The sequence below is a fragment of the Exiguobacterium sp. FD-YE-25-4 genome, assembly GCF_057004685.1.
In genome coordinates this window covers 1,590,558-1,604,348 of sequence record NZ_CM168041.1, presented here as the reverse complement: position 1 = coordinate 1,604,348, position 13,791 = coordinate 1,590,558, and the positions used below count along the sequence as shown (strand labels likewise).

Below are 13,791 nucleotides of genomic sequence, written 5' to 3'. Positions count from 1 at the left end.
GGAAGGATTGCTTCACCATCAGTTTTCACTCCATTGATATTCCATCCCGACCGATTCGGGACGAGAATAGTCAAATCCGAACTGGCGATACAGGCCGTCTGCCGGAATGTCAGCAATCAGACTAATGATGGCCGTCTCGTCTGCTTCCTGTAAGATCCAATCCATCAATCGTTCCATGATCAATTTACCAAGCCCAAGGCCTTGACACTCGGGATCGACGACGATATCGACGAGATGAAACACCATGCCGCCGTCCCCGACGACACGTCCCATCCCGACCATCGTGTCGTCTTTATATAAACAAACGCCGTATAACGTGTTAGCGATCCCTTTCACCGTGCCTGAGTCGGAACGCTTCGGCATGCCTGCTTTGACGCGAAGGCGTTGATGCTCCTCCGGTGTCGGTGTCTCAATCCGTACATCTACTTCATTCACCATGTCACTACTCCCTCTCTGCGCATAAGTTAAAATTATTTTCCCGCTATATTGAATCGGTAAACCTTGATTTCCGGATGACGTTGTACAGATAATGAGAGAAACTGGAATGGAGAAAGGTTGTGTGGGAATGATTGAAGGTCAAACGATTTTGCCTGCTCTCCGAGACATGAAAGACCTCGAGACATTTGTGAGAGGGCCATTCAAAGTTGGCGTCTTGCTTGAAGTACATGTGGCCCGGCTTGATGCCGTGTTTCAGTTACTAGCGGCCCATGACAAGCAAGTGTTCGTCCATCTCGATTTGATTCAAGGTCTGAAGGCGGATGAATATGCGACCGAATATGTGTGTCAGACGTTTCGACCGTATGGAATCATCTCGACGAAAGGCAGTGTCATTTTAAAAGCGAAACAAAAGCAAGTTAAAACGGTGCAGCGTCTGTTTTTAATCGATTCGAGTTCGCTCGAGAAGAGTTATCGCCTCATCAACCGCACTCAACCGGATTATATTGAGGTATTACCAGGTCTCGTCCCGAAATATATCCGGTGCGTGAAAGCAGCGACAAACATTCCAGTCTTCGCCGGCGGCTTGATCTCGTCGTCTGAAGAAATCGAGGCCGCCCTTGAGGCAGGTGCGACCGTCGTGACGACGTCTGACCAAACACTTTGGTCGAACTGATAGGACTCATTTTCATGCAATCAGGGTATTCTACTGTTCAGGAGGGATGACAATGAAACAGACGATGATTATAACCGGTGTCAGCCAAGGAATCGGGCGGGAACTGGCCCGCCATTTTAGCACGACATATCGTGTTGTCGGACTCGATATCGGGCAAGACCCACAACTTGAAGGAGTGACGTTCCATCAGATGGATTTGGGGGATCATGAGGATGTGAACAGCGTATTCAAAGTAATTCATCAAGAAGTCGGCACCGCCCATGTGCTTATCAATAACGGTGGCGTATCCTCACTCGTCAAACCGATGACCGAACTCGACGTCGAGACGTTCAAACGCGTGATCGATGTTAACCTCGTCGGGACGTTCGCTTGCTCGAAAGCTTTCTTGACGTTGAACGAAGGGGCTGATTTCGGCCGCATCATCAACGTGGCCTCGACCCGCGCGCTTCAGAATGAGGCTGATTGGGAAGCATACGGCGCCTCAAAAGGCGGGATCGTTTCGTTGACTCAGTCGATGGCGGTCTCTTTGGCTGAACGACCAATCACGGTGAATGCGGTCAGTCCCGGATGGATCCATACCTCGGATGAAGCCCTTCGTGATATCGATCACGCGCAGCATCCGTCAGGACGTGTCGGGACGCCGGAGGATATCGTCCGTGCCGTCTCTTATTTGATTGACGAGAAAAACGATTTCGTCAACGGGCAAAATTTGATCGTTGACGGGGGCATGACGAAAAAGATGATTTACGAAGCTTGAATCAAGAAACTGGGACCATTACCCTATCTTTCAACAACCGATATGCGTGTAAAGGCCTAGTGACGGGTATAGGATGGGGAGTACATTGAAACTAGCGAAGGAGGAAGCGTCGTGCATCAAATCATCGAGGAGGCACTCCGTTTCGCGGCCGTCCGTCACGACGGACAGTTTCGAAAAGGAACGAATATTCCTTACTTGACCCATCCTGTGGCGGTCTCCATGTTGCTCGTCGAAGATCGGCAACCCGTCCCGGTCGTCGTGGCGGGTCTGCTCCACGACTTGCTCGAAGATACGTTGACGACACCTGATGAACTGAGTGAACGATTTGGACATGAAGTGACACGTCTAGTCAAGGCTGTGTCCGAGCCGGGGAAACACCAGTCGTGGGAAGAACGCAAACGGATGACGATTCAGCATGTGCGGACGATGCAGTATGATGAAGTCGCACTCTTGGCCGCGGACAAGCTACATAATCTGCGTTCGATTCGTCTCGACGTCGAGTCTGCCGGCAAACAAGTATGGGACCGTTTCAATCGGCCGCTCCGCGACCAGTCCTGGTATTATCATGAACTGCTCCATGCGTTGAAGCCGTTCGCGCAGACGACGACGCTCATCGAAGCGTTCGAGACGGAAATGAACTTGTTGTTTTACGGAGTCGAAGAAGGGCGGACCGAGAAGTTAGAGAAGTTGTTCGGTGTCATCAGACATGGGTTCCGTGAAGAAGAGTGGCTTCAAGAGACGACGACGCTTTGTCAGACCGCTTTCGAGCTGAACGAGACGATGCGCGAAGGGTATCGTCACGGGACCGAGGTCAATCAACTCGAGCTCGACGCCTTGTCGGCTCAATTGAAAGAAGCTGGACTGTGGGAACGCTTGTCGCTCCCGGCACTCCAAGCGATCGATGAATTATCGTATCGAATGGCATTGCAGTCGGACGAGATCGTCGCGTGGCTTGAGTGAAATGATTGTCAAGTGACCTTAAACGTGATATATTCATCGTGAACATAAGAAGGGGAGTAGCGACCACGAATGTGGTCGATGGATCGTCACTACGGTGCAACGCACTCGGTCCATCGAGCTTCTGATCCAAGTCCGCGAGACCTTTTTATGGATGCTTCTTCGGCGTCCATAAAAAGGTCTTTTTTGATTTTTTGAAAAAGGGGAGACACAGAAAATGGTATTTATTTACTTCATCTTGGCCGCAGCACTCACCGTGTATGCTGCCATCAAATTATCGACGTATGCCGACGTCATCAGCGAGAAGTCGACGATGAGCGGCATGCTCGTCGGGACCGTGTTGCTTGCCGGAGCGACATCGCTTCCGGAAGTGACGACGAGCGTATCGGCCGTCATGATCAATAACCCGGACATCGCCATCGGGAACATGCTCGGCTCGAACTTGTTCAACATCTTTATCTTGGCGATGTTTGACTTGTATTATCGTCAGAAGCGTCTATTTAACGAAGCAAGTCGGGATCACCTCTACACGGCGAGTCTCGGTTTGATGTTGACGCTCGTGACGATGCTCGCACTCGTCATCCGCATCGACTTCACGATTCTCGGGATCGGGATCGATGCCTTATTGATTGCAGGGTTGTACGCGGTTGGGATTTACTATATCGGACAACGTCCAAAAGAACCTACGACAGAACGGGAAGTCGAGCAAGAAGTCGGTGTCAGCGTCACCGACTCAATTCCGATCAAGCGCGCGGTCATCGGCTTCATCATCGCCGCACTCGTCATCATGGCGGCCGGAACGGCGCTTTCAGTGTTAGGTGACCAAATCGCCGTCGTGACCGGACTCGGTTCGAGCTTTGTCGGCAGTTTCTTGATCGCGGCCTCGACGTCGCTCCCAGAAGCGGTCGCCGTCTTCGTCGCCTTGAAGCTTGGTAACGTCAACTTGGCGTTCGGTTCGATTTTGGGGAGTAACATCTTCAATATGCTCATCATCGCGATGTCGGATGTCTTCTACCGAGGCGGTTCGATTTTGGCGGATGTGTCCACGTCACACTTGGTGACGGCGATCGGGATCACGATCTTGTCGGTCTTGGTCATGTACAGTGTCCTTCGAAAAGATGTCACGTCGAAGTTCCGCTACGTCTTGCCGTCCGTTCTCGTCGTCCTCGTCTATTTCGCGTCGTCTTACTTCATCTTCATCGGTTGATCGACCACACGGTGTCCTCGGACATCGTGTTTTTTGTTTGAGGCGGTTCGAGGAATCACTTTTCACTCACTTGGGTATAGAAGGAGGGAAGGAGGGGTGGCGATGCAAATGCATTCCGTGGAACGTCTTGATGATTACGTCATATTAATCCCAGCATATAATCCCGATCAAGCGCTCGTCACACTGGTCCGGGAGTTGAAAGAAGAAGGGTTCGTCCATCTGTTCGTCGTGAACGATGGGAGTGCCGAGACGTCCCGTCCGATTTTTGACGAGGTCGGAAAATGGGTCACGGTGCTCGAGCATACCCGGAATCAAGGGAAGGGTGCGGCGTTGAAAACCGGGATTCGACATGTCGTTCAGCATTTCCCTAGAACGAACGGGGTCATCACGGTCGATGCGGATGGGCAACATCTGCCGGCCGACGTCTTGAAGCTGTATGAAGAAGGCATACGTTGGCCTCATCATTTGATTATGGGCTGCCGCGACTTTTCAGGGTCCGATATCCCGTTCCGGAGCCGATTCGGAAATCAGATGACGCGCGGCGTCATGTTGCTCGGCAGCGGTCTTCGTCTGAAGGACACCCAAACCGGCCTCCGGGCGATTCCGCTGCGGTATGCAGAACAATTGCTTGATGTGCCGGGGAACCGTTATGAGTTCGAGATGAACATGTTGACGTTCACGAAACGATTGCAAGTTCCGATTCATCAGACACCAATTCAAACCGTCTATGTGGCAGAAAACGCCTCGTCCCATTTCCGGCCGGTGATCGACTCGATTCTTATCTATCGCATGTTTTTGGCCTATTCATTATCATCGGTCGCATCATTTCTGTTAGACATCGGGTTCTATGCCTTGTTCGTCTATTTGTTGAATCCGTGGTTCGAGACGACGCACGTCTTGATTGCGACGGTCGTGGCCCGTATCCTGTCATCGCTGTTCAATTATTTCGTCAATCGGAAAATTGTGTTCCATTCGAAGGCGAAGCGGGCGATGCCGAAATACTTCGGTCTCGTCGGATTGCAGATGGCGCTGTCGGCCGGTCTCGTCTATGCGCTGTTCTATGTCATCCGCGACGGTGAGGTGTGGATCAAAGTGTTCGTCGACAGCTTCTTGTTCGTCGTCAGTTATTATGTCCAGAAAAAATGGATCTTTAAACGCTAACAGGCCAAGACGTGTGTCTTGGCCTGTCTGGCATGCATATCGTTCAATAAGCGAGTTTTCCGAGCTTGACCGATGTGTACCGGTGCAGTTCACGCGGATCATGGATCCCGGTCTTCTGCATCATGTCGCGCATGAGCAGGGCACAGACGCGAGCATCTTCAGCCGCATCGTGGTGGATGAACGGGACGTTCAAATATTCCGCCATCGTGTTCAGCTTGTGATTCGGCAGACCTGGATACAGTTTTCTCGACAACTTGACGGTACAGCCGTACTCGATCGTCGGAAACGTATATAAATCGTATTTGGCGATCGCTTTCTTGAACGCGCCCATATCGAACGAAGCGTTGTGTGCCATGACGAGATCGACATCCCGCAGCGTCGGATAGAGCTGTTCGAGCACCTCGGGTAACGCTGGGGCGTCCCAGACATCGCTTGGCCGGATGCCGTGGACCCGGATATTGCCGGCATCGAAGTCTTCCTCCGGATTGACGAGCAGTTGGTTCGTTTCGATGATTTCACCGTCGACGAGCAGGCTCCAGCCGACAGAGCAGATGCTGCGACTATCGCGGTTCGCCGTCTCGACGTCGATGGCAAGAATTGAATGTGGCATAATTGATCCCTTTCTCGTAAAAACAAGTATAAAAAAAGTCTAACATATCGTTAGACTAAAAAGCGATTATGCGGCCACGAGGTTGCGGCATGCTTCGGCACAGCGGAGACATGCTTCGGCACAGCGTTGGCAATGGTCGTGCAAGTGGCGGCCACATTCGACGGCGCACGTGTCACACACCTGGGCGCAGAGTGCACCAATCGGTTTGGTGAAAGCCGAATCGGTCTCGAGCGCGTTCAAGGCGAGTGCACACACTTCCGAACATTCTTTCGTCAGCCGGATACACTCGGCGACCATCAACAAGTCTTCTTCTTGTAAGCATTTTGAGAAACAATGATTGCTTGCCCGCATACAGTCGATGACGGCTAAAATGGTCTCTTCGACAGAGGCTCGGTCCATGATAAGTCCCCCTTTAGAATAATGATGTCTTACAATCATTACCCGCTAGCGGATGAGTTAAACCGAGCGGCGACGCAAAAAAGTCACCCCTCGAATGAGTGGTGACTTCAATAATGGAGCATAGCGGGCTCGAACCGCTGACCTCCACGCTGCCAGCGTGGCGCTCTCCCAGCTGAGCTAATGCCCCGTTCGAAAATTATTATATCATCCTAGTAAAACATTTGGCAATGGCTATTTTTAATTTTTTTGAACAAAGTTTAATCAGCACTGAACGTGGGAAAATCACAAATGATGTTATATTACGAAAGCAGGTGTCATGTATGGAAATGATTTTACTCGCACTCTTACCTGCCTTGATGTGGGGGAGCATCCCGCTCATCGTCTCAAAGGTCGGCGGGAAGCCGATTCAACAGTTGATCGGGACGACAATCGGGGCGATGGTGATGGCGGTCATTATCGCACTCGTGTTCAATCCCGGGTTCACGACGCTCGCAATCGTGACCGGATTCATCTCCGGCGCGTTTTGGGCACTCGGACAATATTTACAGTTCCAATCGTTTCAAATTTTAAGTGTCTCGAAGGCGATGCCGATCAGCACCGGCATGCAGCTTCTCGGTACATCGTTGTTCGGTGTCATCGTCCTCGGAGACTGGAAAACGACGACCGAACTATGGCTCGGATTTTCGGCGCTCGTTCTCATCGTGATTGGGGCTGCGTTGACGTCGTATCAGCAGAACAAAGACGGCGACAGCAGCGGCGCCTTGAAGAAAGGCTTGCTCGTTCTGCTCGTGTCGAGTATCGGTTACGTGACGTACGCCGTCCTGACGAACTATTTCGAGGTCGACGGGATCACGGCGATCTTGCCACAGTCGGTCGGGATGTTCGTCGCGGCGCTGTTGTTCAGCCTGCGTGAGAAAGATGTGAAGAAGTTCGATCCGAAGACGTTCAAAAACATCTTGGCCGGGATCGCCTGGGGGATCGGGAACTTCGGGCTGTTCGTGTCGAGCGGTGAAGTCGGAATCGCGACGTCATTCGCCTTGTCGCAATTGAACGTCGTCGTGGCGACGCTCGGCGGGATCTATCTATTAAAAGAAGAGAAGACGACGAAAGAACGTGTCTTCGTCTTTATGGGTATCGGCCTCATCGTCGTGGCCGGATTCATGCTCGGAATCGCTAAAAGCTAAAAGACGGGTCAGACGACCCGTCTTTCGCTTACCAGGCTTGTTCGATGAATGCGTCACGCCCAGATTTTTTCCGGTCCTCTTTATAGTGGGCCGGATTTTTTTTATGGAAGTCTTGATGGTACTCCTCGGCCGGATAGAACGTGTCGGCCGGTAAAATCTTCGTGACGATCGGCTGTTGGAAACGTCCGCTCGCCGCGAGCGCGTCGCGACTCTGCTCTGCTTTCACACGTTGTTCTTCCGTATGATAGAAGATGGCCGGCGCATATTGACTGCCTCGGTCTTGGAATTGACCGCCGTCATCGGTCGGATCGGTCTGAATCCAATACAGTTCGAGCAGTCGCTCATAAGCGAACAGCGTCGGGTCGAACGTGATCTCGACGACCTCATAGTGTCCGGTCGTCCCTGTCTTCACTTGTTCATACGTCGGATCGTCGACGTGACCTCCCGTATAACCTGATACGATCGACTCGATGCCGGGTTGTTCCTCGAACGGCGTCACCATGCACCAAAAGCAGCCGCCTGCGAATGTTGCTTTCTCCATTATCTTGTCCCCCTCATCTTCATTCCCAAAAAAAGCGCCCATGTCATCGACATGAGCGCTCTGTCATATCGGCCAAGGCAATCGCCTTGCTGGTAGTAGCACCTTGCCGTAGCAGGTTGCTGTGAAGTCATAGAGCCAGGTCTCTCGTTCACTCAAGATATCGATATGTAGTTGGTGACAGCATCATACCATCAGATTTGAAGCGGCGTCAACGGTTTGGCTTGCGCCGTAGTTGGAGCAAGGTGGCACCGAGGATCAGGATGACGAGCACGATGGAGAGCGGTAGCGTATACGGGGCGTCCCCGGCATATAACTGTAAGAAGAACAAGGCAAAGACGGACAATAAGACGAGTACGTACGAACGGTTCATAGTAACCTCCCTTTTCTTTCAGTGTACCAAGTTACACATTCGTTGGCGAACGAAAACAGGAAATCAAATGTCGATAGCGAATACCATCGAGTGACCAAAGGAGGAATCAATATGACTGACACATTTGATTTTATGGAACTCGATATCGAATCTGCCCATCGCGGATATAAAGAAGGAACGTTTACGGCACGTGACGTGACGGCCTACTATTTGACCCGGATCGCCCAGTTCAACGACAAACTGAAGGCGGTCATTCAAGTGAACCCGGACGCGTTGTTCGAGGCCGAGTCGGCTGACCGGGCGTTTCGTCGCGGGTTACGCTTGCCGCTACTCGGCATCCCTGTCTTGATCAAAGACAATGTCGAGACAGCCGGACTCATGAAGACGACGGCCGGGGCCGTCGCCCTCGAACATCACTTCGCAGGCCGGGACGCCCATCTCGTCCAAAACCTGCGAGCGAGCGGGGCCATCATCCTCGGGAAAGCGAACTTGTCCGAATGGGCCAACTTTTTGACCGAGGGCATGCCGAACGGCTGGAGCGGTGTCGGTGGGCAGACGCTCAATCCATATGGGGATAAGCTCGATGTCGGAGGTTCGAGCTCAGGTTCGGCCTCTGCGGTCGCAGCGAACCTGACACTGCTCGCTGTCGGTAGCGAGACGAGCGGCTCCATCATCCATCCGAGCGTGCACAATGGCATCGTCGGCATCAAACCGACCGTCGGCCTCATCAGTCGGAGTGGCATCATCCCGATTTCGCGGTCGCAAGACACGGCGGGACCGATGGCACGAACGCTCGAAGACGCGGTAAGGGCACTTGAGGCGATGGTAGGGGAAGACCCGGCGGACCCGGCGACACTCAACCTCCCGGCCGGCCCGCCGTATCGGACGTGCCTCGACGAGCGCCAAGCGGTCGGGATGCGTGTCGGGATCGTCAAAGCTGATTTATCAGCAGAAGAACAAGCATTATACGGTGAGACGACCGAGCTGTTGAAACAGAGCGGCATCGACCTTGTCGAAGTCGAACTGCCCGCCCATGATACACTCGACCAAGGCGATATTTTGTACCACGAGTTCAAACTCGGGATCGAGGCGTACCTGGCCACGACGACGCTCCCGTACGAGACGTTGTCGGATTTGATGGACTGGAACAACAGACATCCTGAGACGATCCCGCACGGACAAAAGACGTTCGAGAAAGCGGAAAGATTGTCGGGACGTCTCATCGAGGCGGCCTATTTGACGCGCCGGCTCGATGACGTGCGTGACGCCAAGACGGACGGACTCGACCGCCTATTAAACGAACAGCAGTTGCACGCGCTCGTCTTGCCTCACGATTTGAACTATGACATGGCGGCAAAAGCCGGGCATCCGACCATCACGATCCCATATCGCTTGAAAGCGAGCGGGGCGCCGTTCGGCCTGTCGTTCACCGGGACGAGTTATGCCGAACGTGACTTGATCCGTCTGGCGTATGCGTTCGAGCGGCATATTTCGCGTCCCGTTCCACCGTTATAAGAACGTTGCACCCGTCGTCCACGTCCGCTACAATGGTACGTATGCGGATTGAAGAAAGGACAGATAGCAATGAAACCATCTATATACGGGCTGACGTTCGATCAGCTGACAGAAGCGTGTGTCTCTTGGGGATACAGCGCCTTCCATGCGAGACAAATTTGGGACTCGCTCTACATCGACCGAGTGAAACAAATCGAGGACATCTCGGTACGGGCCGAGGTGCGTGAGGCGATCGCCGCCGAATACGTCATCTCGACGCAAGACCTGTTCGTCAAACAAGAGGCGGGCGACGGGACGGTCAAATTTTTACTTAAACTACACGACGGGCACTATATCGAGACTGTGCTCATGCGACATAAGTACGGCCGTTCGGTCTGTGTGACGACGCAGGTCGGGTGCAATATCGGCTGCAGCTTCTGTGCGAGCGGTCTCTTGAAGAAGACACGTGATTTGACGGCGGGCGAAGTCGTCGAACAAATCATGACCGTTCAACACTACTTGGACGAAGTCGGCGAAGGGGCCCGGGTCAGCCATATCGTCGTCATGGGGATCGGCGAACCGTTCGATAACTTTGACAACTTGGTCGACTTCCTGCGTGTCGTCAAGGACGAGCGCGGTCTCGCGATCGCGCCGCGTAAAATCAACGTCTCGACGAGCGGACTCGCCGACAAGATTTACAAGTTCGCGGACCTCGATTTGCGCATCAACTTGGCGCTGTCGCTCCATGCGCCGAACGACGCGCTGCGGACGCAAATCATGAAAATCAACCGGGCGTTCCCGCTCGACAAGCTCATGCCGGCCATCCGGTATTACGTCGAGAAGACGAACAAACGAATCACGTTCGAATATATTCTCCTGTCGAAAGTGAACGATTTACCGGAGCACGCCGAGGAATTGGCGGCGCTCATCGACGATATTAAGGACAAGTCGTACGTCAACTTGATCCCGTATAACCCGGTCAACGAGCATATCCAATACGAGCGCAGTACCTCGGAGGACATCATGGCGTTCTATGATGTCTTGAAGAAGCGTGGCATCAACACCGGTGTCCGCCTTGAGCACGGGACTGACATCGATGCGGCATGCGGCCAGTTGCGCAGTAAACATATGAACGTCGAAGGTGCGAAATAAGTGGACTCCTTGAATCGAATGATTCAAGGAGTTTTTTTTTTTTTCATAGAGCCGCTCCGGTGAAGGAAAGACGGACATCGCCCCCAACTCTGCGGAACGATTTTGAAAAATCTTGAATAGACCTTGTCTGCTCAGGGAATAGTCAGTTGAAATCAATGTAGAGAGTGGAGGCAATTCAATGGAGACAGTAAACGCTGCGTTATGGATTCGAGTCAGAAATACACTTGGGGAAGGCCCGTGTTGGGATGCTGAACTGAAACGGTTCTATTGGGTCGACATCGAAGGACACACACTTTGGTGGTACGACGAAAAGGAAGATGAGCTGTCATCGTTCGATATGGGACAACAGATCGGGTTTGCGGTCCCGAAAGTGACAGACGGCGTCGTCGTCGGCTTGAAAGATGGCATTTATGAATGGGACGAGGGATCGAAGCGACTCGATAAACTCGTCGAACTCGATGACCCGGAAGGGGATCTTCGCTTCAACGACGGAAAGGCCGACCCGTACGGACGAATCTTTGCCGGGACGCTTCATCTCAACGACGAGGAGAACGAGGCGACGCTCTATCGCTTGAACCGTGACGGCACGACCGAGGTCATGCTCAGTGAATTGACGCTGTCAAACGGTCTGACATGGTCTCCGGACCACTCGACGTTCTACCATATCGATACACCGACCGAGACGGTCCGCAAATACCCGTTCGACTTGAAAACAGGAACACTCGGGGATGGGGAAGTCGTCATCGATTTCAAAGATGAGGAAGGATTCCCGGACGGTATGACATCCGATGAAGACGGCTTTTTATGGATTGCCCACTTTGCGGGCGGACGCGTCTCGCGCTGGAACCCGAAGACGGGTGAAAAAGTGCTCGAGGTGCTCGTGCCGGCCCCGAACGTCACGTCATGCTGTTTCGTCGGTGATGACTTGAAACAACTTGCCATCACGACGGCGCGCGAAGGAATGGATGACGCGGCGCTCGAGGCCCATCCGGACGCAGGTTCGGTCTTTAAAATTGATACAGATGTGAAAGGGATGCCGCTCTATCGGTTTGGTCGATAAGGAGGTACGAAGATGGTAAAACGATTGCTCGTTCGTGCGGGAATCGGTTTGGCGCTCGCGGCGGTCGCCCGGGTCGGGATTCAAAAGCTGTTGGAAGCGAACCGGGAAGACGATCATACGTATTTGAATCCGCGGTGGGATGAGACGCCGAGTGTGGATGCCGATAAGGACGCGGATGAGGTCGGTCTGACCCAGCTCGACTCGATTTATCGAGCCGAGTGGCAGGCGAACGCCTATCCACGCTCAGAGGCCGAACGCAAGGCGTTAGAAGAATAAGCAGGAGAACACGTCCGGAAACGGGCGTGTTTTTTCTTGACAAGACGTCACCGACCCGTCATCATCTAAAAAGTAACGATTACGATTTAGGAGTGGGTAGAATGAGACGAATCCCGATCACCGTGCTGTCCGGTTATTTAGGAAGCGGTAAGACGACACTATTGAACCACATATTGAACAATCGGACGGGCAAGAAATACGCCGTCATCGTCAACGACATGAGCGAGTTGAATATCGATGAGCGATTGATTGAACAGGGCGGTTTCTCGAGAACGGACGAAAAGTTGGTCGAACTATCGAACGGCTGCATTTGTTGCACGCTCCGTGAGGACCTGCTCGAGGCGGTAGCAGAGCTTGCGCACGACCGGGACCTCGACGGAATCATCATCGAGTCGTCCGGGATCTCAGAGCCGATCCCGGTCGCCCAAACGTTTACATATGCTGATGACGCCCTCGGCATCGATTTGACGAACCGAGTCTATATCGATGCGATGGTGACCGTCGTCGATGCGTTTCGGTTCTTAAAAGATTTCAACTCGGGCGAGTCGCTCCATGAACGTAAGCAGGCGATTGACGCGACGGACGTCCGCGAAGTCGTCGACCTACTCGTCGACCAAGTCGAATTCGCCGATATCATCGTCTTGAACAAGGCGGATCGCGTGACCGAGACCGAACTCAGCGAGATGACCGGACTGTTGAAGGCGCTCAACCCAACCGCGAAGCTGTTGACGTCTGTCCATGCGAACGTGGAATTGACCGAGCTGTTGGATGTCAATTTGTTCGATTTCGAACAGGCGATGCATGCGGCCGGGTGGATTCAAGAACTTGAGACAGATGTGCACACGCCGGAGACGGAAGAGTATGGCATCAGCTCATTCGTCTACCGTCGGCGTCGGCCGTTCCACCCGGAGCGTCTCCATACCTGGATTGAGACGTTTCCGGAAGAAATCGTCCGTGCGAAAGGGTTTTTATGGATCGCTTCACGGAACGACCTCGCCTGTCTGTTTTCACAAGCGGGTTACGCCTCGACGCTCGAACATGCCGGACGCTGGCTCGCGACGCTTCCGGAAGAAGAGCGTCGTCACATGTTCGCGGCCGAACCGGAACTCGACGCCGACTATGTCGAACCGTACGGGGACCGACAGACGGAGCTCGTCTTGATTGGGCAGCGGATGGATCGAGCCATCATCGAACAAGAGCTCGATCACTGTCTGCTGACAGATGAGGAGATGGCGCTGGATTGGTCGACGCTCCGGGACACACTTCCGGGGAACGAGGTCGTCACGTTCTCATAAGACCGTTTACAAAATGAAAGCGGTCGTCTATACTGATTCTTGCATGAACAACCGCATACATTGGACTACACTAGGGGTGCTTCGGCTGAGATGTGAGCATGGCTCCAATCCCTTATGACTCGATCCGGGTAATACCGGCGTGAGGAAGTGTGGCACTTTTTCTAATGGATTAAAATTGGAGGAGTGGCCGCATTCTCATGGATGCGGCTTTTTTGTG

Annotated in this window: 16 protein-coding genes, 1 tRNA gene and 2 riboswitches; of the genes, 11 read left to right on the top strand and 6 right to left on the bottom strand. The window is 53.0% G+C overall.

All coding sequences use genetic code 11. From position 1 onward, the window contains the following. Window positions 1-18: 18 nt before the first annotated feature. A complete protein-coding gene (locus tag AC13H5_RS08315) occupies window positions 19-438 on the bottom strand; it encodes a GNAT family N-acetyltransferase (protein ID WP_483545594.1) in 420 nt (139 codons plus the stop codon). A 127-nt stretch (window positions 439-565) separates the two neighbouring features. Between AC13H5_RS08315 and AC13H5_RS08310 the strand changes: the two genes are divergently transcribed. From AC13H5_RS08310 to AC13H5_RS08290, 5 genes are all read left to right on the top strand, one after another. Continuing rightward, the gene (locus AC13H5_RS08310; RefSeq protein ID WP_034779918.1) at window positions 566-1,111 is read left to right on the top strand and encodes a glycerol-3-phosphate responsive antiterminator; all 546 of its coding nucleotides are present in this window, start codon (window positions 566-568) and stop codon (window positions 1,109-1,111) included. Between the two features lie 52 nt (window positions 1,112-1,163). Next, complete coding sequence (locus tag AC13H5_RS08305) at window positions 1,164-1,868, top strand: SDR family NAD(P)-dependent oxidoreductase (protein WP_034777727.1); 705 nt, start codon at window positions 1,164-1,166, stop codon at window positions 1,866-1,868. Between the two features lie 111 nt (window positions 1,869-1,979). After that, on the top strand, window positions 1,980-2,828 hold the full coding sequence (locus tag AC13H5_RS08300) for an HD domain-containing protein (protein WP_034777725.1): 849 nt from the start codon (window positions 1,980-1,982) through the stop codon (window positions 2,826-2,828). Window positions 2,829-3,042: 214 nt separating this feature from the next. Beyond that, window positions 3,043-4,032 carry a sodium:calcium antiporter gene (locus AC13H5_RS08295; protein WP_034777723.1) on the top strand — a complete coding sequence of 330 codons (990 nt, stop codon included), beginning with the start codon at window positions 3,043-3,045 and terminating at the stop codon, window positions 4,030-4,032. Between the two features lie 102 nt (window positions 4,033-4,134). Next, window positions 4,135-5,193: a bifunctional glycosyltransferase family 2/GtrA family protein gene (locus tag AC13H5_RS08290; protein WP_052090129.1), complete on the top strand. Its 1,059-nt coding sequence runs from the start codon at window positions 4,135-4,137 to the stop codon at window positions 5,191-5,193. A 43-nt stretch (window positions 5,194-5,236) separates the two neighbouring features. On the opposite strand, the gene AC13H5_RS08285 is transcribed toward AC13H5_RS08290, so the two are convergent. From AC13H5_RS08285 to AC13H5_RS08275, 3 genes are all read right to left on the bottom strand, one after another. Further along, entirely contained in the window at window positions 5,237-5,803 is a 567-nt protein-coding gene (locus tag AC13H5_RS08285) for a 3'-5' exonuclease (RefSeq protein WP_214707664.1), read from the bottom strand. 66 nt (window positions 5,804-5,869) lie between these two features. Beyond that, a complete protein-coding gene (locus tag AC13H5_RS08280; RefSeq protein ID WP_034777716.1) occupies window positions 5,870-6,202 on the bottom strand; it encodes a four-helix bundle copper-binding protein in 333 nt (110 codons plus the stop codon). 114 nt (window positions 6,203-6,316) lie between these two features. After that, window positions 6,317-6,389 (bottom strand) — tRNA-Ala (locus AC13H5_RS08275). A 133-nt stretch (window positions 6,390-6,522) separates the two neighbouring features. On the opposite strand from AC13H5_RS08275, the gene AC13H5_RS08270 reads away from it, so the two are divergent. Continuing rightward, the gene (locus tag AC13H5_RS08270) at window positions 6,523-7,386 is read left to right on the top strand and encodes a GRP family sugar transporter (RefSeq protein ID WP_034777713.1); all 864 of its coding nucleotides are present in this window, start codon (window positions 6,523-6,525) and stop codon (window positions 7,384-7,386) included. Window positions 7,387-7,414: 28 nt separating this feature from the next. Here AC13H5_RS08270 and msrA read toward each other — a convergent pair whose 3' ends face one another. After that, a complete protein-coding gene (msrA, locus tag AC13H5_RS08265; protein WP_034777710.1) occupies window positions 7,415-7,927 on the bottom strand; it encodes a peptide-methionine (S)-S-oxide reductase MsrA in 513 nt (170 codons plus the stop codon). Between the two features lie 63 nt (window positions 7,928-7,990). Next, window positions 7,991-8,091, bottom strand: a riboswitch (SAM riboswitch). 44 nt (window positions 8,092-8,135) lie between these two features. Then, window positions 8,136-8,297, bottom strand: a complete 162-nt coding sequence (locus tag AC13H5_RS08260) for a hypothetical protein (RefSeq protein WP_034777709.1) — start codon at window positions 8,295-8,297, stop codon at window positions 8,136-8,138. A 111-nt stretch (window positions 8,298-8,408) separates the two neighbouring features. Here AC13H5_RS08260 and AC13H5_RS08255 point away from each other — a divergent pair, with 111 nt between their 5' ends. The 5 genes from AC13H5_RS08255 (at window position 8,409) to AC13H5_RS08235 (ending at window position 13,574) form a co-directional block, all read left to right on the top strand. Continuing rightward, window positions 8,409-9,812: an amidase family protein gene (locus tag AC13H5_RS08255; RefSeq protein ID WP_084592822.1), complete on the top strand. Its 1,404-nt coding sequence runs from the start codon at window positions 8,409-8,411 to the stop codon at window positions 9,810-9,812. A gap of 69 nt (window positions 9,813-9,881) precedes the next feature. Then, a complete protein-coding gene (gene rlmN, locus AC13H5_RS08250) occupies window positions 9,882-10,943 on the top strand; it encodes a dual-specificity RNA methyltransferase RlmN (protein ID WP_034777707.1) in 1,062 nt (353 codons plus the stop codon). A gap of 178 nt (window positions 10,944-11,121) precedes the next feature. After that, window positions 11,122-12,003 carry an SMP-30/gluconolactonase/LRE family protein gene (locus AC13H5_RS08245; protein ID WP_034777705.1) on the top strand — a complete coding sequence of 294 codons (882 nt, stop codon included), beginning with the start codon at window positions 11,122-11,124 and terminating at the stop codon, window positions 12,001-12,003. Between the two features lie 12 nt (window positions 12,004-12,015). Beyond that, window positions 12,016-12,279: a hypothetical protein gene (locus tag AC13H5_RS08240; protein WP_034777704.1), complete on the top strand. Its 264-nt coding sequence runs from the start codon at window positions 12,016-12,018 to the stop codon at window positions 12,277-12,279. A 101-nt stretch (window positions 12,280-12,380) separates the two neighbouring features. Beyond that, window positions 12,381-13,574 (top strand): GTP-binding protein, encoded by a 1,194-nt coding sequence (locus tag AC13H5_RS08235; RefSeq protein WP_483545593.1) that lies wholly within the window; start codon window positions 12,381-12,383, stop codon window positions 13,572-13,574. Window positions 13,575-13,636: 62 nt separating this feature from the next. Next, window positions 13,637-13,737, top strand: a riboswitch (TPP riboswitch). The last annotated feature ends 54 nt before the right edge of the window (window positions 13,738-13,791 follow it).